The sequence below is a fragment of the Delftia sp. PX-1 genome (assembly GCF_055797465.1).
Genome location: NZ_CP184763.1, coordinates 6,228,513 through 6,248,349, shown reverse-complemented (window position 1 = coordinate 6,248,349; position 19,837 = coordinate 6,228,513). Strand labels below are relative to the sequence as shown.

The window sequence follows — 19,837 nt, the reverse complement described above, 5'->3', positions numbered from 1 at the left end:
ACTCAACAATCCCAAGGAGATGCCGAGATGATCAAGATGAACCGCGTTGCCCTGGCCGTGCTGGCCGTGCTGGGTTCCACCACCGTGATGGCGCAAAGCAGCGTCACGATCTATGGCCGTATCAACACCACGATCGAGCGCCAGAAGATCGGTGACGAAAGCGTCAGCAAGATGGAGAACAACTCCTCGCGTTGGGGCATGCGCGGTGTCGAAGATCTGGGCGGCGGCCTGAAGGCCGGCTTCGTGCTGGAAAGCGGCTTCGCTTCCGACACCGGCATGGGCTCCTCCTCCACCGGCGCGCTGACCTTCGGCCGCCAGAGCGAAGTGAACCTGTCGGGCAACTTCGGTATGCTGCGCCTGGGCAACTTCTTCCCCGGCTCGTACTTCGCCACGGCCGACTACGTGAGCATGCACAACCATGACACGGGTTCGTCCTCCGACGCGCTGTACTTCGATCCCGTCTGGTTCGCCAGCGGCCTGGGCACCGCCAACAAGATCTCCTACACCACGCCCAACTTCGGCGGCCTGACGGTGGAAGGCTCGGTCTCCATGCACGAGAAGGCCACCGCCCTGGCCAAGAAGAAGAACGGCTACGACCTGGCCGCCAACTACAACGTGGGCCCCCTGGCCCTGGGCGCCGGCTACAGCCAGTTCGACGAAGACAAGCAGCTGGCCTTCCGCGCTGCCTACACTCTCGGCCAGTTCGTGCTGGGCGGCTACTACCAGCGCAACGACGAAGAAATCCGCGGCACGCGCAACAACTTCCGTCTGTCGGGCATGTACACCCTGGGCGCTTCCGAGTTCCACGTGAACCTGGGCCACGCCAACAAGTGGAGCAACATTGCCGACTCCGGCGCCAACCAGTGGACCCTGGGCTACAACTACAACCTGAGCAAGCGCACCAAGGTCTACGGCTACTACACCAAGGTGGACAACAAGGCCGGCGCCAACTACATGACCGGCGTGAAGGGCGCGGACTTCTCGTCCTTCGCCGTCGGCGTGCGCCACGCATTCTGATCGCCGCGCGGCGTAAGCCGCGAGCAAAGCAGGTCTGTTCCAATCAGCACCTGCCTGCCATCAGGCCTCGTACCGAAAGGTGCGGGGCCTTTTTGTCTGGGCCCGTCTTTTCACAGCCTGATCAAGGAAATACCCATGAGGATCATCGCGGCCGGTTGCCTGGCCTTTGTTGTCGTGTCGCTGCTGGCCATCACCCAGGTGAAGGGCGTGCCGGACGGGCAGGCCATGCCTGCCTCCGTGCAGATGGCCAAGTAAGGCCTTGAAAGAGGCACGAGCCCCGGACTGGTTCCGGGGTTTTTTTATGGTCGCGCGGATTTGTTGAGGAGGCGTTTTGTGTTTAACCTGTATGAAAATACAGGTATTGAGAAGCGTCCGATGCCTGACGCATGGACTGCCTAGAATGTTTGGCTCCCACTGACCACACAACATCCATGACGCACGGTCTGATTCGAATTCGCGGCGCACGCCAGCACAATCTCCAGAACCTGGATCTCGACATCCGTACCGGCGAGCTGACCGTGGTCACGGGGCCCAGCGGCTCGGGCAAGTCCAGTCTGGTGTTCGATACCCTGTATGCCGAAGGCCAGCGCCGCTATGTCGAGACCTTCTCGGCCTATGCGCGGCAGTTCCTGGACCGCATGGACAAGCCGGCCGTGGACCGTGTGGAAGGTGTGCCGCCGGCCATCGCCATCGACCAGACCAATCCCGTCCGCAACTCGCGCTCCACCGTGGGCACGATGACCGAGCTCAACGACCACCTGAAGCTGCTGTTCGCGCGCGCAGCCCAGCTGTTCGACCGCGACACCGCCGTGCCCGTGCGCCACGACACGCCCGACAGCGTGCTGGAGGAGCTGGCCGAGCGTTGCCGGCAGGCCGGTGATCCGCGCATCGCCATCACCTTCCCCGTCGAGCTGCCCGCCAACACCACGGCTGCAGAGGTGGAGCAATGGCTGTCGGCCAGCGGCTTCACCAAGGTCCAGGCCGAGCGCGAGGCCGAGAAGGCCGGCGCCGTGGAACCTGCCGCCAACGCCAAGGGCAAGAAGGCCAAGGCGGCGGCGCCGCTCAAGGTCAAGATGCTGGACGTGGTGGCCGACCGCTTCCGCCTGGGCAACGTCGAGCGCGCCCGCGCCTACGAGGCCATCGAGGTGGCACTCAAGCGCGGCAGCGGCCACATGACGGTCTATGTGCTGCCTGAATCCGCCGTGGAAGCCGCAGGTGCCCAGCCCACCGAGCCCCAGCTGTGGAAGTTCTCTCTGGGCCTGCACTGCCCCGAAAGCGGCCTGAGCTACCAGGAGCCGATTCCCTCGCTGTTCTCCTTCAACTCCGCCGTGGGCGCCTGCGAGGCCTGCCGTGGCTTTGGCCGCGTGATCGGCGTGGACTGGGGGCTGGTCATCCCCAACGACAAGCTCACCCTGCGCACGGGTGCCATCAAGCCCGTGCAGACGCCGGCCTGGAAGGAGATCCAGGACGACCTGATGCGCCACGCCGAGGCCGAAGGCATTCCGCGCGACACGGCCTGGGCCAAGCTCACCGACGCGCAGAAAAGCTGGGTGCTGGACGGCTCGCCCAACTGGAATGGCAAGTGGACCCAGACCTGGTACGGCATCAAGCGCTTCTTCGAATACCTGGAGAGCAAGGCCTACAAGATGCACATCCGGGTGCTGCTGTCCAAGTACCGCAGCTATACCGAATGCCCCACCTGCGGCGGCGCGCGCCTGAAGACCGAAAGCCTGCTGTGGCGCCTGGGCGGCAAGCAGGCCGCCGATGCCGTGCTGCCGCCCGGCGACGAAGGCCGCTACCGCCGCTTCATGCCGAAGGGCGTGGCCTGGAGCCGCGAGCAGCTGGACGCGCTGCCGGGCCTGTGCCTGCACGACCTGATGCAGCTGCCCCTGGTGCGGCTGCGTGATTTCTTCCAGCAGCTGGCGCCGGCTGCCGACGCCCCGCTGCATGACGGCGAGGCCCAGGCCCTCAAGATGCTGCACGCCGAAATCATGGCGCGCGTGCAGTACCTGTGCGACGTGGGCATCGGCTACCTCACGCTGGACCGCCAGAGCCGTACGCTGTCGGGCGGCGAGGTGCAGCGCATCAACCTGACCACGGCCCTGGGCACCTCGCTGGTCAACACCCTGTTCGTGCTCGACGAGCCCAGCATCGGCCTGCACCCGCGCGACATGGAACGCATCACCGAGGCCATGCAGCGCCTGCGCGATGCAGGCAACACCCTGGTCGTGGTCGAGCATGACCCGGCCGTGATGTTCGCGGCCGACCGCATGATCGACATGGGCCCCGGCCCCGGCGCGCGCGGCGGCCAGATCGTGTTCGATGGCACGCCCGACGACCTGCGCCATGCCGACACGCTGACCGGCGCCTACCTGGGCGGCCGCAAGCAGGTGGGCTTCGGCCTCAAGCGCATGGTGACCGAGTCCACGCCGCGCCTCATCCTCGAAGGCGCGCGCGAGCACAACCTGCGCAGCATCGACGTGGACTTTCCGCTGCAGCGCCTGGTCACCATCACCGGCGTCAGCGGCTCGGGCAAGTCCACGCTGATCCAGGACGTGCTGGTGCCCGCGCTGATGCGCCACTTCGGCAAGCCCACGGATGCGGCCGGCGCCTTCGAGCGCCTGCTGGGCGCCGACCACCTGAGCGACGTGATGTTCGTGGACCAGTCGCCCATCGGCAAGACGGCGCGCTCCAACCCGGCCAGCTACGTGGGCGCCTGGGACTCCATCCGCGAGTTGTTCGCCATTGCGCCGCTGTCGCGCCAGCGCGGCTACACGGCCGCCAAGTTCAGCTTCAACAGCGGCGACGGCCGCTGCCCCACCTGCGGCGGCTCGGGCTTCGAGCATGTGGAGATGCAGTTCCTCTCCGACGTCTACCTGCGCTGCCCCGACTGCAACGGCACGCGCTACCGCCCCGAGATCCTGGAAGTCATGATCGAGCGCCACGCGGCCGGCGAGTTGCAGCCGCGCAAGCTCAACGTGGCCGATGTGCTGGAGCTCACCGTGGCCGAGGCGGCCCTGCTGTTCGCCCAGGACCGCGAGGTCATCCGCGCCCTGCAGCCCATCGTCGATGTGGGCCTTGAATACGTGAAGCTGGGCCAGCCCGTGCCCACGCTGTCGGGCGGCGAGGCCCAGCGCCTCAAGCTCGCGGGCTTCCTGGCCGAGGCGGCCAAGTCCCAGGCCAAGTCGAAGCAGGCGCTGGCCAAGAAGGGCACATTGTTCCTGTTCGACGAGCCCACCACGGGCCTGCACTTCGACGACATCGCCAAGCTCATGCGCGCGCTGCGCAAGCTGCTGGAGGCCGGGCACTCGCTGATCGTCATCGAGCACAACCTGGACGTGATCCGTGCCAGCGACTGGCTGATCGACCTCGGTCCCGAAGGCGGCGACGGCGGCGGCGCCATCGTGGCCCAGGGCACGCCCGAGGAAGTGCGCCAGGTGCCTGGCTCGCACACGGCCCAGGCCCTGCGCGAGTACGACCTGGCCATGGGCGTGGGCGGCGAGGCCGTGCGCGAGGTCGCCCCCATGCTCTACAAGAGCCAGCGCAAGGCGCATGCCATGTCGGGGGCGGCCGCCAGGAATGCCATCGAGATCGTCAACGCCAAGGAGCACAACCTCAAGCAGCTGTCGGTGGAGATTCCTCGCGGCAAGTTCAACGTGGTGACGGGTGTCTCGGGCTCGGGCAAGTCCACGCTGGCCTTCGACATCCTGTTCAACGAAGGCCAGCGCCGCTACCTGGAATCGCTCAACGCCTATGCGCGCTCCATCGTCCAGCCTGCGGGCCGGCCCGAGGTGGATGCGGTCTACGGCATTCCGCCCACCGTGGCCATCGAGCAGCGCCTGTCGCGCGGCGGGCGCAAGTCCACCGTGGGCACGACCACCGAGGTCTGGCACTTCCTGCGCCTGCTGTACGTCAAGCTGGGCACGCAGCACTGCATCCACGACGGCGCCGCGGTGCAGCCGCAGACGGAGGAAAGCATCGCGGCCCAGCTGCTCACGCAGTTCCGGGGCCAGACCATCGGCCTGCTGGCGCCGCTGGTGGTCAACCGCAAGGGCGTCTACACCGAGCTGGCCGACTGGGCTCGGCCACGCGGCTACACCCATCTGCGCGTGGACGGCGAATTCCTGCCCACCACGGGATTCCCGCGCATCGACCGCTTCAAGGAACACACCATCGAGCTGCCCGTGGCCAGCATCACCGTCACGGCGGCCAGCGAGCGCGAGCTGCGCGGCCACCTGGCGCAGGCGCTGGAAACAGGCAAGGGCGTGCTGCATGTGCTGTCCGGCCTGGACAACCTGGCCGATGCCATGGCCGGCGGCCGGAGCACGGCCGGCATCGGCAGCCTGCAGGTGTTCTCCACCCAGCGCGCCTGCCCGGTCTGTGCCACCAGCTATGCCGAGCTGGACCCGCGCCTGTTCTCCTACAACAGCAAGCACGGCTGGTGCCCCGACTGCGTGGGCACGGGCGTCAAGCTCACCAAGGACCAGCGCAAGGTCTATGACGACACCCTGCTGGTCGAGGACAACCGGGGCCGCGAAGTCAAGTTCGAAGGCCAGGAAATCGAGGACCTGGCCGAAGTGACCTGCCCCACCTGCCAGGGCACACGCCTGAACGCCACGGCGCGTGCCGTGCGTTTCCATGGCGTGGGCATTGCCGAGATCGCCCAGCTGTCGGTCAACGACGTGCGCCAATGGGTGCAGGCGCTGGCGATGTCGGGCCGCGAGGCCGATATTGCGCGCGACCTCATCCCCGAGATCCAGTGCCGCCTCGAATTCCTGGAGGAAGTGGGCCTGGGCTACCTGACGCTGGACCGTGGCGCGCCCACGCTGTCGGGCGGCGAGGCCCAGCGCATCCGCCTGGCCGCGCAACTGGGCAGCAACCTGCAGGGCGTCTGCTATGTGCTGGACGAGCCCACCATCGGCCTGCATGCGCGCGACAACCAGATCCTGCTCAACGCCCTGCACAAGCTGGGCGACAAGGGCAACACCCTGGTCGTGGTCGAGCATGACGAGGACACCATCCGCCGGGCCGACCACATCATCGACATCGGCCCCAGCGCCGGCATACGTGGCGGCCGCCTCGTGGCCCAGGGCACGGCGGCCGACATCATGGCGGCCGAGGACTCCATCACGGGCCGCTATCTGCTGCACGCCATGCGCCACCCGTTCCAGCCGCGCCGCTGGGTGGGCGAGGGCCAGCCGCCGCAGGCGGCCGCCGAGCTTGCCGCCGTGGCCGAACCGGTGCCGGAACCCGCGCCTGTCAAGGTATCCAAATCCAAAAAGAAGGCCGCGCCTGTCGTTGTCGAAGCCGAACCCGCCTCCGACGCGCTGGGCTGGCTGACCGTGCGCGGCGCCCATTTGCACAACCTGCAGAACGTGGATGCGCGCGTGCCGCTCAAGCGCCTGGTGGCCGTCACAGGCGTCAGCGGCTCGGGCAAGTCCACGCTGGCGCGCGACGTGATGCTGGCCAATGTGGCCGCCTGGGTGGGCCAGCGCGCCACCAAGGCCGGGCGCGATGCCATGGACGCGGGCAAGGCGCCTGCGCTGTCGGGCTGCAAGGGCCTGCAGGGCTTCGAGGGCATTGACCGCGTGCTGGAAGTGGACCAGACCCCCATCGGCAAGACCCCGCGCAGCTGCCCGGCCACCTACATCGGCTTCTGGGACACCATCCGCAAGCTCTACGCCGAAACGCTGGAGGCCAAGGCGCGCGGCTACGCGGCCGGCCGCTTCTCGTTCAACACCGGCGAAGGCCGCTGCCCGGCCTGCGAGGGCCAGGGCATGCGCACCATCGAGATGAGCTTCCTGCCCGACGTGAAGGTGCCCTGCGAGGTCTGCCACGGCGCGCGCTTCAACCCCGAGACCCTGGCCGTCTCCTGGCGCGGCAAGAGCATTGGCGACGTGCTGCAGATGGAGGTGGACGAGGCCGTCGAGTTCTTCGCCAGCATGCCCAGCATCGCCCACCCGCTGCAGCTGCTCAAGGACGTGGGCCTGGGCTATCTCACGCTGGGCCAGCCCTCGCCCACGCTGTCGGGCGGCGAGGCCCAGCGCATCAAGCTCGTCACCGAGCTGACCAAGGTGCGCGACGACGTGACCCGGCGCGGCAACAAGGCGCCGCACACGCTCTATGTGCTGGACGAACCCACGGTGGGCCTGCACATGGCCGACGTGGACAAGCTCATCCGCGTGCTGCACCGCCTGGTCGATGCGGGCCACAGCGTGGTCGTCATCGAGCATGACCTGGACGTGATCGCCGAGGCCGACTGGATCATCGACCTCGGCCCCGAAGGCGGCAAGGACGGCGGCCGCATCATTGCGGCCGGCACGCCCGAGGATCTGGTGGCTGCGGGCACGCACACGGGCAAGGCGCTCAAGCCCGTGCTGGCCCGTTGAGCCTCAGGCGCAGGCCACGCCTGCGCTGCGTGCGGAGCCTGCGGGCAGGCGGCTGCTCCAGAAGACCAGCACCAGGCCCACGGCCGTCAGCGCGGCGGCGGCCCAGCCCAGGTTGACCAGACCCAGGCCACCGGCCAGGGCCAGGCCGCCGACCCAGGCACCCAAGGCGTTGCCCAGGTTGAAGGCCGCAATGTTCAGGCTGGAGACCAGGTTGGCGCCCTGGGGGCCGGCCTGGTCCAGCACGCGCATCTGCATGGGTGCCACCGTGGCGAAGGCCACGATGCCCAGCACGATCACATAGGCCATGGCCACGGCCTGGTTCCCGAAGGCCCAGCGGCCTGCCGCCAGCACCACCATCAGCGCCGCAATGCTCCACACCAGGGCGCGCATCACGCCCCGGTCGGCCAGCTTGCCGCCCAGCAGATTGCCGGCGGCCAGGCCCGCGCCGAACAGCAGCAGGGTCAGCGCCACCAGGCTGTCGCCCATGCGGGTCACCTGGGTCAGCAGCGGCTCCACATAGGTGTAGAGCGCAAACACGCCCGCAAAGCCGAAGGCCGTGATGCCCAGGCCCAGCCAGACCTGGCCGTTGGCCAGCACGGCCAGCTCCTGCGCCAGCGGCGTGACCTCGGGGCGGCCCTGGTCGCGCGGCACGAAGGCGGCCAGGATGGCAAAGGCCAGCACGCCGATCGCGGCCACGGCCAGGAAGGCGCTGCGCCAGCCGAACATCTGGCCGATCCAGGCGCCGGCAGGCACGCCCAGCAGGGTGGCCAGGGTCAGGCCCGAGAACATCAGCGCAATCGCCGACGCCTTCTTGTCCACCGGCACCAGTCCCGTGGCCACCACGGCGCCCACGCCGAAGAAGGTGCCGTGGGTCAGCGAGGTCAGCACGCGCGCCGACATCAGCCATTCATAGCTGGGCGCGAACGCGGCGGCCAGGTTGCCGGCGATGAAGATCAGCATCAGCGCCAGCAGCAGGCGCTTGCGCGGCCATTGGCGCGTCAGCAGCGTGAGCACGGGCGCGCCCACGGCCACGCCGATGGCGTAGCCCGAAATCAGCGAGCCCGCCGTGGGAATGCTGATGTGAAGATCCTGGCTGACCTGTGTCAGCAGGCCCATGATGATGAATTCCGTGGTGCCGATGCCAAAGGCACCGGCCGCCAGGGCGAGTAGGGAAAGAGGCATGGACGGATTCCTTGTGATCCTTGGTGTGATGTCCAGTAATGTCGCACTGCAACATACCTTTGTGTAGATGGAATAATGGAAACGGATCTGTTCCTGTGTGGAATAGATGATCCTTTTCTCGGAGACACCATGCCCGCACTTGTTCCTCTCGCCGCCGCCGACACGGGCAGCGCCGATGCCAACCGCTTTGCCGAGCTGGAAATGCTGATCCTGGTCGCCGAGCGCGGCAGCCTCTCGGCCGCGGCACGCCACCTGGGTATCTCGCCCTCGGCTGTCAGCAAGAGCATGTCGCGGCTGGAGGCACGGCTGGGCGTGCAGCTGCTGCAGCGCAGCACGCGGCGCCTGCATCTCACGCCCGAAGGCTGCCAGCTGTTCGAGCGCGGCAAGCGCGTGCTGGCCGACCTGGAGGAACTGGAGGCCTGCGTGGCCGTGCGCAGCGAACCACGCGGCCTGGTGCGCATCAACACCAGCTCATCGACCGGAAAAATGCTGCTCGTGCCCCTGGTGCCGCAATTGCTTCAGCGCCATCCCGGGCTGAGCCTGGAACTGAGCTTCACGGACCAGATCGTGGACCTGGTCGAGGCCGGCACCGACATCGCCGTGCGCTGGGGCCAGCTTCCGCCCTCGGACATGGTCGCGCGCTTGCTGGGCCGCACGCGCCAGGTCATCCTGGCATCACCGGAGTACCTGGCCCGCATGGGCCGGCCCACCCATCCCGATGAGCTGGGCCACCATGTGCGCCTGGGCTGGAGCTACCAGCGCGCCATACCTCACTGGCCGTTTCTGGTGGACGGCCAGCGCGTGGCCGTCGATATCGGGGAGGTGGTGCGCGTCAACGACGGCGATGTGATGCGCGAGCTGGCGCTGCACGGCACGGGCCTGGCCCGCCTGTCGCTGTACCACGCCTGGGCCGACGTGCTCGCCGGCCGGCTGGTGCCCGTGCTGGAGGAATTCAACACGGGCGACCTGGAGCCCATCCACGCCGTCTACCTGGGCAAGCCCGACCGCCTGCCCCCGCGTACGCGCGCCGTGCTCGACTTCCTGCAGGCGCATGTGGACCTGCGGCATGCTGAGCAGCTGCCGGCGCTGCCCTGAGGGGGAGCCGGCAGCGGGGGCTTCACTCCTGCTCGGCTGGCAGAGGTGCGGCGTTGAAGGACAGGTTTTCGATGTGCTCGTGCAGCGCGGTATACACAGGCTCCGCAGGCGCCGAATTCTCGTAGACGATGCCCGTGCCCACGTCCTGGGGCGTGGTCAGCCGCTTGACGACCAGGCGCTGGTTGGGACGGTTGCCATAGGTGCTGGACGTGCCTTCGCCGTCATTGACGCTGTAGACAAAGCGATAGCTGCGCTGGACCTGGCCCGAGCCGTTGATCCAGACACACAGCGTTTCACCCGCCATCGGTCCGCGGATCTGGTGCTCGCAGCCGAACAGGCCGTCGCCGCTGGTCATGAGGCCGTTGCCGTTGGAAGTGGCGCTGGTCTGGCGTGTCAATTCCACGCCCAGGGTCTGAAGCCCCTCGGAACCGATTGAAGTCATGGTCCAGATGCCCCGCAGACTGGAGGCCACGGCGGGGTAACCGAAGTTGAAACGCGAAATCGCCACTTCCTGTTCGCCGGGCAGCGTGATGAAACCCGACACGCCGCTGGTGAAGCGCATGCTGACCTGGCCCATGTTCCGGTCTTCGGAGCCCGACATCGGGCCGCTGCCCAGAAAGCGGCCGCCCTTGTAGCGGATCAGCGGAGCGGCAAAGCGGTTATTGGTCAGCGCGCCCGAGGTCATGTAGAAGGTGGGCTGGCCGCTGGGTTCGTAGGCATACATCTGCAGAACCAGCGTGCCGTTCTGTGCATCGATGGCCAGCCCGCGGCCCGGCTTTCCGTTGAGTTCGGAGGTCACGACCCAGGTGCCATTGCTGGGCATGAATGCGTGCGCCAAGCCGCAGCCCAGCAAGGTGGCCGCAGCCAGTACTTTTTTGAACATGGTCTCTCTATTGAGATGTGAAAATCCATGCGCATTTTATCTAACGTATTTACAAAAAGAAGCAATGCGCTGAATGCCGGGTAGTTTCCGCCGGCATCCCTGGAATGGATTTGCACGCCAGTGATTTGATTTTCTGGCGTACAGGATTGAGCCTTCCTGAAATCGCATGGAATCCATCGGTTCACAGACTGGCTCTGGCATTCTCGACAGGTTGATAGATACGGGTGCTGCCTCCATCCCTCCCGATCGCCCAGGCACACCAGGCCGATACCGCTCCCGCAAACACCACATACAGGCACACCAGCCACGGGCTGCCGCCGGCCGTCTTGACCAGCGCCGTCGCAATGATGGGCGTGATGCCGGACGCGAAGATCCCCGAGAACTGGTAGACGAAGGAAATGCCGGTGTAGCGCACCTTGGCGTCGAACAGGTCGCAGAAGAGGGCGGCTTCGGGACCGTAGACCGCCGCGTAGAGAATGCCGAAGGGCACGACGATGGCGATCCATATCAGCAGCACATTGCCTCCGCTGTGGGCCATGAGCCAGAAGGCCGGGAAGGCCGAGACCGCGGTGATCAGCGATCCCCACAGATACACGCGGCTGCGGCCCAGGCGGTCGGACAGGCGGCCGAACAGCGGAATCGTGAAGCACATCACCACGGCGGCGACCATCACGCCGATCAATGCGTCGGTGCGGCTGATCTGCAGGGTGGAGGTCAGGTAGCTGATCGAGAACACGCCGAAGACGTTGAAGAAAACGCCGTCGATATAGCGTGCGCCCATGCCCTTGAGCACATTGCCCGGATAGCGCCGCATCATGTCCATGAAAGGGATGGCCGTTTCCGCATTGCGTGCCTTGACGGCTGCGAATTCGGGCGTCTCCTTCACATGCAGGCGGATGTACATGCCCACGGCCACCATCAGGCCCGAGATCAGGAAGGCGACGCGCCAGCCCCAGGCCATGAATTGCTCTTCGGTACACAGCCAGGACAGCAGGGCCACCACGCCTGAGGCCATGAACAGGCCGATGGCCAGGCCCACCTGGGGCAGGGAGGCGTAGAAGCCCCGCTTTTCCTTGGGCGCGTATTCATAGGCCATGAGTACGGCGCCGCCCCATTCGCCGCCCAGTCCTATGCCCTGGGCCACGCGCAACAGCAGCAGCAGGATGGGCGCGGCCACGCCGATCTGCGCATGCGTGGGCAGCAGGCCGATCAGGAAGGTGGACACGCCCATGATCATCAGCGTGACCACCAGGATGCTCTTGCGTCCCACGCGGTCGCCGAAGTGCCCGAAGATCACCCCGCCCAGCGGCCGCGTGACAAAGCCCACGGCAAAGGTGGTGTAGGCCAGCAGGGTGGAGATCAGCGGATCGTCGCTGGGAAAGTACAGCTTGCTGAACACGATGCCGGCGACCACGCCGTACAGGAAGAAGTCATACCACTCGATGGTTGCGCCGATGAGCGCGGAGGTCACCACCTTGCGGATGACCCTGGGATCGGTTGCCGTCGTCATGCTGTCTCCTGGTTGTCTGTCGCATTGCCGGGATGCAGGAACGGGCAGTCATGCGACCTTGAGCTGCCCTGTCTCTCCGTGCCTGTCTTCGCGAACCATGTCGGCGGCCTTCTCGGCCATCATCACCACGGGCGCATTGGTGTTGCCCGAGACCAGGGTGGGCATGACCGAGCAATCGACCACGCGCAGCCCGGCCATGCCGTGCACGCGCAGCCGCGCATCGACCACGGCCAGGGCATCGCTGCCCATGCGGCAGGTGCCGCTGGGGTGGAAGATGGTGGCGCCGTGGTTGCGGCAGAACTCCAGCAGCTCCGCATCGCTGTGCGCATCGGGGCCGGGCTTGACCTCGCGCTTCACGAAGGGGCGCATGGCCGGCGTGTCGGCAATGGCGCGTGCCGCGCGCACGGCCGCCACGTTGGTGCGGCGGTCCAGGTCGGTGGCCAGGTAGTTGGGCTGGATGGAGGGCGGCTCGAAGGCATCGCGCGAGCGGATGCGCAACTGCCCGCGTGACTCGGGCCGGAGCTGGCAGACCGACATGGTGAAGCCCGAGTACGGATGTACCTGGCCGCCTGCCATGTCGGCCGACAGCGTGGAGACGTGGAACTGGATGTCGGGCGTGGCGGCCACGGGCCGGCCCTGCTCGTCCCTGAGCGCACGCATGAAGCAGCCGCCCTGGTTGATGCCCACGGCCAGCGCGCCCGAGCGGAACAGCAGCCACTCCAGCCCCAGCTTGGTCCTGCCCACCCAGGAATTGAGTTGGTCATTGGTGGTGATGGGCTGGCTGCATTCGTAGCCCAGGCGTATCTGAAGATGGTCCTGCAGGTTCTCGCCCACGCCCGGCAGATCGTGCACCACGGGAATCCCCAGGGACTGCGACAGCGCGGCCGGACCTATGCCCGACAGTTGCAGCAGCTGCGGCGACTGGATGGCGCCTGCCGACAGAATCACTTCGGCCCGCGCCTGGGCCTGGCGCTCCTGCCCGCCTTGCCGGTAGCGGATGCCGGTGGCGCGCCGGCCGCGCAGCACCAGCTGCGTGGCCATGGCGTCGGTCTCTATGCGCAGATTGGGGCGGCGCCGGGCTTCGCCCAGATAGGCCTTGGCCGTGCTGCAGCGCAGGCCCTTGTGGGTGGTGAGCTGGTAGTAGCCTGCGCCCTCCTGGTCGCGGCCGTTGAAGTCCTCGGTGCGGGGCACGCCGACCTGGCCTGCACCGGCGATGAAGGCCTCGATCAGCGGATGCTGTGCGCCGATGTCCGAGACCTTGAGCGGCCCGTCCGCGCCATGGCCCGGGAAGGCGCCGCGCGCATTGCCTTCGGACTTCACAAAGTAGGGCAGCACCTCCTCATACGACCAGCCCGCATTGCCCAGCGCCGCCCAGTGGTCGTAGTCCTCGCGCTGGCCGCGCACGTAGATCAGGCCGTTGATCGAACTGCTGCCGCCCAGCGTGCGGCCGCGCGGCCAGTAGATGCGCCGGCCGTTCATGTTGGGGTCCGGGTCGGTCTCGAACTTCCAGTTGTAGACGGGGCTCCACATGGTCTTGCCGTAGCCGATGGGCAGGTGGATCCAGGGCGAGCGGTCCGGCGGGCCGGCCTCCAGCAGCAGCACGCGCGTGGCCGGGTCCTCGGACAGGCGCGCGGCCAGCACGCAGCCGGCAGAGCCTGCTCCCACGATCACGTAGTCATAGCTGTCGATGGGGTCCGGCATGCAGTGGCTCCTTTTGAGTTTCTTTTGAAGGAACTATTTGTTCCTTTGTATGAAACTTATTCGTTGCCACCGTGGACTGCAACCCCGCGCAAACCCTTGCCGCCTCCTGGCGATCAGGCATGATCGAAAGCGTTTCCGGCCTTCCACACGACACGACACCGCCCCATGCCGCCATCCCTTGCCAGCGCTGCCCCGGACCCCACCCCTGCACGGCAGGACGAAGCGAACTCGGTCTCCGACCGCTCGCTGGCCGTGCTCGATTTCGTGACCCAGGCCGAGGCCCCGCCGGGGCTCATGGACATTGCCGCCGCGCTCAATCTGCCCAAGGCCACGGCCTCGCGCCTGTGCTCCCACCTGGAGGCGCGGCAATGGCTGCTGCGCCACGAGGGTGACCGCAGCTTCTCCCCGGGCCCCAAGCTGCTGAGCCTGGCCGTGCGCGCCCTGCAAGCCGACCCGCGGCAGGCCCTGCGCCATGAGCTGCTGTCCCAGCTGGTGGCCCGTCTGGGCGAGACCTGCAACCTCACCGTGCTGGACGGCACGCGCGTGCGCTACCTGGACCGTGTCGAGACCCACTGGCCGCTGCGCATCCAGCTGGAGGCTGGATCGATGGTGCCCATCCACGCCACGGCCAGCGGCAAGCTGTTCCTGGCCCATATGCCTGCGGCCCGGCGCGCCACCATTCTGGACAGCGTGGAACTCACCGCCTGCACGGCCAACACGCTGACCACGCCCGAGGCGCTGGCCGATGAATGCGCGCGCATCGTGCGCGAAGGCCACTCCTGCGACCGCGAGGAATTCATGCGCGGCATGATTGCCGTGGCCGTGCCCGTGCGCGATGCCAAGGGCCAGTGCCGCGCCACGCTGGCCGTGCATGCGCCCGAGGCGCGCATGCCGCTGGCGCAGGCGCTGGAGGGTCTGCCGCACCTGAAGGAAACGGCCCAGCGCATGGCCGGCCTGCTCTTCTGAGGCGCTGGGCACCCCGGAAAAAAGGCCCCCACGCTACCCTTGCTGCGCAAGGTCCGCTGCCCACCAGGGGGGCGCTTTATGCCTTGGGGCGGCCAGGCGGCAAAAAAAAGGGCCTCACTCGGAGGCCCTTTTCGTCACTGGAAGCCCAGCGTATGCGGCAACCAGGTGGACAGCGCGGGGATGAAGGTCAGCAGGCACAGCACCACGAAGTGCGCCAGCAGGAACAGCGGCATCTCGCGCGTGAGATCGGTGATGGACACGCGCGTGGCCACCGAGGTCACGAACAGCAGCCCGCCCACGGGCGGCGTGATCATGCCCAGCGTCAGGTTCACGATCACCACCATGGCGAAGTGCGTGGGATCGATGCCCAGGCTGAACGCAATGGGCGCCAGGATGGGCACCAGGATCATCACGCCGGGCAGTGGCTCCATGAAGATGCCGAACACCAGCAGCAGGATGTTCACCGCGATCAGGAACAGGGTGGGCGACAGCTGCCAGCTCACGATCAGCTCGGACAGGTACTGCGGAATGCCCTCCACCGTCAGCACCCAGGCAAAGGCCGCCGAAGTCGCCATCACCAGCAGCACCGAGGCCGTCAGCATGGCCGAGCGCGCCGCAATGCCCGGCAGCGCCGACCACTGCAGTGTGCGGTACACCCACTTGCCGCAGACCAGGGCGTAGAACACGGCCACCACCGAAGCCTCGGTGGGCGTGAAGATGCCGAAGCGGATGCCCACCACGATGAGCACGATCAGCATCAGCGCGGGAATCGCCTTGAAGCTGTTGATCCACATCGTGCGGCCGTCGGGGCGCGGCTCGGTGGAGCGGTAGTCGCGCTTCTTGCACACCCACCAGTTCACGGCGGCCATGGCCAGCGCGATCAGGATGCCGGGGATGAAGCCGGCCATGAACAGCCCGCCCACCGACACGTTCTCATCCTGCAGCGCGTAGATGATCATGCTCACCGACGGCGGAATGATGGGTCCCACGATGGCCGTGCTGGCCGTCAGCGCCGCCGCGTAGGAGCGCGCGTAGCCGGCCTTGTCCATCATCTTGACCATCATCGAGCCGGGGCCGGCCGCATCGGCCAGGGCCGAGCCCGAAATGCCCGAGAACAGCGTCAGCGACAGCACATTGGCATAGCCCAGGCCGCCGCGCAGATGGCCCACGAACTGCGCGGCAAAGCGCAGCAGCACATGCGTGAGCGCCCCGCCCGACATCAGCTCGGCCGCCAGGATGAAGAAGGGCACGGCCATCAGCGGAAAGCTGTCTATGCCCGTGAACATCTCCTTGAACACGATGAGCTGCGGATAGCGGCCCCCCACGAAGACGGCCAGCGCGGCGGAGATCGCCAGCGCGAAGGCCACCGGAAAGCCCAGCGTGAGCAGGACGATGATGGCGATGAAAAGCGTGATACCCATGATGTGCGTTCGAATCAGTTATTCATGGCAGAGCGATGGAACTGACACGCTCCAAGGCAGGAGACACCAAGCAAGGGCCTGGGCCGGCCGCGCCGCCCCGCAGCGAGGGTGTCGTCCCCTGGGGGAAGGCGCGCAGCGACTCAGGGGGGTCATATGGATGCGGCTGCGTCGGCATCCATCTCGTCGGATTCGGCGAACGAGCCGTCTGCGATATAGCCGCGCGCAATGAACAGCAGATGCACCAGCATCAGCACGAAGCCCACGGGCATGGCCGCGTAGACGAAGGAGATGGGAATGTCCGTGGCCGCCGTGGTCTGGAAGCGCGTGGCCCAGACGTACTGCGACGAGGCCACCGCCATCACCGCGCAGAACAGGCCCACGCCCAGCACCACAAGGCGGCGTAGCCACTGCGCCTTGCGCGTGCCCACCGAGCGGTGCAGGTTGTCGATGGCCACATGGCCACCGAAGCGCAGCACCAGGCCCGCGCCCAGGAAGGTGACCCAGATCATCATGTGCCGGGCCACTTCCTCGGCCCAGACAATGGAGTCGCCCGTGGTGTAGCGCAGCACCACATTGGCAAACACGATGCAGGCCATGGCCAGCAGCAGCACGATCAGCAGCCAGCGGTTGCAGGCCACAAGGGCGCGTTCGATTCGGTTGAGCATAGGAGTGGGCGAGGGCAGGAGGGGAGTGGCGCAAGGGCCGGGCTGCCGCCGGAGGTCAGATCATCGGCGCGGGCGCCGTGCGGGGCCACAGGTGTTGCCCGCAGCGGGTCGCCCTGCATTGCGGGCCGCAGCCCGCAATGCCTCAGGGGATTACTTGGCGTTGGCGATGGTGTCCAGCGTCTTCTGGCCGAACTTCTTTGCGTATTCCTTGTAGGCGGGCTCCAGCGCCGTGCGGAAGGCGGCCTGGTCCACCTTCTCCACCACCTGCATGCCGTGGCTCTTGGCTTCTTCCACGCCCTTCTTCTCCACCGTGTCCACGAACACGCGCGAAGCAATGGCGCCCGACTTGGCGCCCTGTGTGAAGGCCGCCTTCTGGCTGTCGTTCAGCGTGCCCCAGAACGAGGGCGACACCAGCAGGGCCATGGGCGCGTACACATGGGCGGTCAGCGTCAGGTGCTTTTGCACCTGCCACAGCTTGGCCGAGGCCAGCACCGAGATCGGGTTCTCCTGGCCGTCGATCGTGCCCTGCTGCAGCGCACCGATCACCTCGGGCCAGGACATGGGCGTGGGCGATGCGCCCAGCGTGCGGAAGGCCGTGATGTGCACGGGGTTCTCGGTCACGCGGATCTTCAGGCCCTTGAGATCGGCCACGCCGTTGACGGCGTGCTTGTTGTTGGACAGGTGGCGAAAGCCCTGCTCGCCCCAGGCCAGCGCGACCAGGCCGCGCTTGCTGAACTTGGCCAGCAGCTCCTGGCCGAAGGCGCCGTCCAGCACGGCGCGCGCATGCTGCGTGTCGCGGAACAGGAAGGGAATGTCCACCACGCCCACATCGGGCACGAAGTTGCTGATGGCGCCCGTGGAGACGATGGCCGCCTCCACCGTGCCCAGCTGCAGGCCCTCGATCAGCTCGCGCTCGCCGCCCAGGGCGGACGCGGGGAACTGCTTGAACTTGTAGGCGCCGTTCGTGCCCTTTTCCACCGCATCGGACCAGGCCTGGGCGGCCGCGCCGTAGTGCGAATTCACGGCCAGGGCGTAGCCCACCTTGACCTCCTTGGTCTGGGCCAGGACGGCGCCAGCCGAGGCAGCCGCCATGGCGGCCACGCAGGTCGAAAGAAGGGTGCGGCGGATCATTTGCATAGCGGCAGTCTCACTTGTTGTGTGTTGAAAAATGGCCCCCACGCTCCCCCTTGCAGTGCAAGGTCAGTGGCTACCCGCAGGGAGCCGTTTTTCATCCTGGGGCGGCCCGGCGATGAAAAAAAGAGCCCATGGATTGTAGTGACCACTCCCCTTGTGGCGACCACGTACAAAGCGCTCGTCATGTGCGTTGAGGTGCATCTGATTTGGCGATGTCATAGGTGCTGAAATGACAAACGCCCGATGCGCGCAAGCGTCATCGGGCGTCGGGTTCAGGCGGAGCGGGTCAGCTCATTGCCACTCAGCGTGCCCCGATCCGCTCGAACTCGCTCTCCACCGCCGCATGCGCCTTCAGGATGCTTTGCGAAGGCGCAGGGCCCATGCGGCTGACGACCACCGTGGCCAGCCAGGCCAGGATGAAGCCGGGGATGATCTCGTACAGGCCCAGCCAACCGAACTGCTTCCACACCAGCACCGTCACGGCGCCGGTGATGATGCCGGCCAGCGCGCCGCCGCGCGTCATGCGGCTCCAGAACAGCGACAGGATGATCACCGGGCCGAAGGCGGCGCCGAAGCCGGCCCAGGCGTAGCTGACCATGCCCAGCACCTTGGAGTCGGGGTTGCTGGCGATGGCGATGGCGATCAAGGCCACCAGCAGCACCATGGCACGGCCGATCCAGACCAGTTCGATCTGGCTGGCGTTCTTGCGCAGGAAGGTGCGGTAGATGTCTTCGGTCAGCGCGCTGGAGCACACCAGCAGCTGGCACGACAGCGTGCTCATCACGGCCGCCAGGATGGCTGCCAGCAGCGCGCCCGAGATCCAGGGGTTGAACAGCTGCTTGGTGATTTCCATGAACACCGTCTCGGCATTGGCGTTCACGGCGGCCGCGCCAGCGGGGTTGGCCGCGAAGTAGGGGATGCCGATGAAGCCCACGGCCACGGCGCCGGCCAGGCACAGGATCATCCAGGTCATGCTGATGCGGCGGGCCGAGGGAATGGTCTGCACCGACGATGCCGCCATGAAGCGCACCAGGATGTGCGGCTGGCCGAAGTAGCCCAGGCCCCAGGCCAGCAGCGAGACCACGCCCACGAAGCTGGCGCCACGGAACAGGTCGAACTTCTCTGCCGCCACGATGGCGTGCAGGTCCTGGCCCGGCTGCAGATGGCCCTGCACGGCCAGCCAGGCGATCACGGGCGCCAGGATCAGGGCCGTGATCATCAACGATGCCTGGATGGTGTCCGTCCAGCTCACGGCCAGGAAGCCGCCGATGAACACATAGGCGATGGTGCACAGCGCGCCCACCCACAGGGCCGTGCTGTAGGGCATGCCGAACATGTTCTCGAACAGGCGCGCGCCCGCCACTACGCCCGAGGCGCAGTACAGCGTGAAGAACACCAGGATCACCAAGGCCGTCACGATGCGCAGCACGCTGGAGTGGTCCTCGAAACGGTTGGCCAGGTAGTCGGGCAGCGTCAGCGCATTGCCGGCACGCTCGGTGTACAGGCGCAGCCGCGCCGCCACCAGGCGCCAGTTCAGGTAGGCGCCCAGGATCAGGCCGATGGCGATCCAGGCTTCCGACAGGCCGGACAGGTAGATGGCTCCGGGCAGGCCCATCAGCAGCCAGCCGCTCATGTCCGAGGCACCGGCCGACAGCGCCGTCACGAAGCTGCCCAGGCTGCGGCCGCCCAGGATGTAGTCGGAAAGATTCTTGGTGCTGAAGTAGCCGATGGCGCCGATGCCGAGCATGGCGACCAGGTAGATGGCGAACATGATCGCCGTCGGGTCGTTCCAGTTGAATTGCATTGAAGTGTCCTGCGTTGGTCGTGTTTTTTCGGGTGGTGCGGGGCGCTTGCCAGGGGCCGGTTGTGCCGGC

The 19,837-nt window shown here is 66.9% G+C and carries 12 protein-coding genes; 4 read left to right on the top strand and 8 right to left on the bottom strand.

Features of this window, described 5'->3' with window-relative positions; translation table 11 throughout:
• Positions 1-27 precede the first annotated feature (27 nt).
• Positions 28-1,017: a porin gene (locus ACN20X_RS28485; RefSeq protein WP_016450048.1), complete on the top strand. Its 990-nt coding sequence runs from the start codon at positions 28-30 to the stop codon at positions 1,015-1,017.
• A 431-nt stretch (positions 1,018-1,448) separates the two neighbouring features.
• Entirely contained in the window at positions 1,449-7,406 is a 5,958-nt protein-coding gene (gene uvrA, locus ACN20X_RS28480; RefSeq protein WP_473210138.1) for an excinuclease ABC subunit UvrA, read from the top strand.
• Positions 7,407-7,409: 3 nt separating this feature from the next.
• Here uvrA and ACN20X_RS28475 read toward each other — a convergent pair whose 3' ends face one another.
• The gene (locus ACN20X_RS28475) at positions 7,410-8,588 is read right to left on the bottom strand and encodes an MFS transporter (RefSeq protein ID WP_133073113.1); all 1,179 of its coding nucleotides are present in this window, start codon (positions 8,586-8,588) and stop codon (positions 7,410-7,412) included.
• Between the two features lie 129 nt (positions 8,589-8,717).
• Here ACN20X_RS28475 and ACN20X_RS28470 point away from each other — a divergent pair, with 129 nt between their 5' ends.
• Complete coding sequence (locus tag ACN20X_RS28470) at positions 8,718-9,683, top strand: LysR family transcriptional regulator (RefSeq protein WP_133073112.1); 966 nt, start codon at positions 8,718-8,720, stop codon at positions 9,681-9,683.
• A 22-nt stretch (positions 9,684-9,705) separates the two neighbouring features.
• Here ACN20X_RS28470 and ACN20X_RS28465 read toward each other — a convergent pair whose 3' ends face one another.
• The 3 genes from ACN20X_RS28465 to ACN20X_RS28455 all read right to left on the bottom strand — a co-directional run bounded on the left by ACN20X_RS28465 (position 9,706) and on the right by ACN20X_RS28455 (position 13,777).
• The gene (locus tag ACN20X_RS28465; protein WP_473210137.1) at positions 9,706-10,566 is read right to left on the bottom strand and encodes a hypothetical protein; all 861 of its coding nucleotides are present in this window, start codon (positions 10,564-10,566) and stop codon (positions 9,706-9,708) included.
• Between the two features lie 181 nt (positions 10,567-10,747).
• A complete protein-coding gene (locus tag ACN20X_RS28460; RefSeq protein ID WP_473210136.1) occupies positions 10,748-12,076 on the bottom strand; it encodes an MFS transporter in 1,329 nt (442 codons plus the stop codon).
• A 48-nt stretch (positions 12,077-12,124) separates the two neighbouring features.
• The gene (locus tag ACN20X_RS28455; RefSeq protein ID WP_192368235.1) at positions 12,125-13,777 is read right to left on the bottom strand and encodes a GMC family oxidoreductase; all 1,653 of its coding nucleotides are present in this window, start codon (positions 13,775-13,777) and stop codon (positions 12,125-12,127) included.
• Positions 13,778-13,942: 165 nt separating this feature from the next.
• Between ACN20X_RS28455 and ACN20X_RS28450 the strand changes: the two genes are divergently transcribed.
• Positions 13,943-14,743 carry an IclR family transcriptional regulator gene (locus tag ACN20X_RS28450; protein ID WP_473210135.1) on the top strand — a complete coding sequence of 267 codons (801 nt, stop codon included), beginning with the start codon at positions 13,943-13,945 and terminating at the stop codon, positions 14,741-14,743.
• Positions 14,744-14,877: 134 nt separating this feature from the next.
• Here ACN20X_RS28450 and ACN20X_RS28445 read toward each other — a convergent pair whose 3' ends face one another.
• From ACN20X_RS28445 to putP, 4 genes are all read right to left on the bottom strand, one after another.
• Positions 14,878-16,164: a TRAP transporter large permease gene (locus ACN20X_RS28445; protein WP_016452769.1), complete on the bottom strand. Its 1,287-nt coding sequence runs from the start codon at positions 16,162-16,164 to the stop codon at positions 14,878-14,880.
• A gap of 149 nt (positions 16,165-16,313) precedes the next feature.
• Complete coding sequence (locus tag ACN20X_RS28440; protein ID WP_013800419.1) at positions 16,314-16,829, bottom strand: TRAP transporter small permease; 516 nt, start codon at positions 16,827-16,829, stop codon at positions 16,314-16,316.
• A 150-nt stretch (positions 16,830-16,979) separates the two neighbouring features.
• A complete protein-coding gene (locus ACN20X_RS28435; RefSeq protein WP_046237939.1) occupies positions 16,980-17,966 on the bottom strand; it encodes a TRAP transporter substrate-binding protein in 987 nt (328 codons plus the stop codon).
• 298 nt (positions 17,967-18,264) lie between these two features.
• On the bottom strand, positions 18,265-19,767 hold the full coding sequence (gene putP, locus ACN20X_RS28430) for a sodium/proline symporter PutP (protein ID WP_016452768.1): 1,503 nt from the start codon (positions 19,765-19,767) through the stop codon (positions 18,265-18,267).
• Positions 19,768-19,837: the final 70 nt, after the last annotated feature.

Coding starts and splice junctions, on each gene's coding strand:
- ACN20X_RS28485 (WP_016450048.1), top strand. CDS start 28: ATGATCAAGATGAACCGCGTTGCCCTGGCCGTGCTGGCCGTGCTGGGT.
- uvrA (WP_473210138.1), top strand. CDS start 1,449: ATGACGCACGGTCTGATTCGAATTCGCGGCGCACGCCAGCACAATCTC.
- ACN20X_RS28475 (WP_133073113.1), bottom strand. CDS start 8,588: ATGCCTCTTTCCCTACTCGCCCTGGCGGCCGGTGCCTTTGGCATCGGC.
- ACN20X_RS28470 (WP_133073112.1), top strand. CDS start 8,718: ATGCCCGCACTTGTTCCTCTCGCCGCCGCCGACACGGGCAGCGCCGAT.
- ACN20X_RS28465 (WP_473210137.1), bottom strand. CDS start 10,566: ATGTTCAAAAAAGTACTGGCTGCGGCCACCTTGCTGGGCTGCGGCTTG.
- ACN20X_RS28460 (WP_473210136.1), bottom strand. CDS start 12,076: ATGACGACGGCAACCGATCCCAGGGTCATCCGCAAGGTGGTGACCTCC.
- ACN20X_RS28455 (WP_192368235.1), bottom strand. CDS start 13,777: ATGCCGGACCCCATCGACAGCTATGACTACGTGATCGTGGGAGCAGGC.
- ACN20X_RS28450 (WP_473210135.1), top strand. CDS start 13,943: ATGCCGCCATCCCTTGCCAGCGCTGCCCCGGACCCCACCCCTGCACGG.
- ACN20X_RS28445 (WP_016452769.1), bottom strand. CDS start 16,164: ATGGGTATCACGCTTTTCATCGCCATCATCGTCCTGCTCACGCTGGGC.
- ACN20X_RS28440 (WP_013800419.1), bottom strand. CDS start 16,829: ATGCTCAACCGAATCGAACGCGCCCTTGTGGCCTGCAACCGCTGGCTG.
- ACN20X_RS28435 (WP_046237939.1), bottom strand. CDS start 17,966: ATGCAAATGATCCGCCGCACCCTTCTTTCGACCTGCGTGGCCGCCATG.
- putP (WP_016452768.1), bottom strand. CDS start 19,767: ATGCAATTCAACTGGAACGACCCGACGGCGATCATGTTCGCCATCTAC.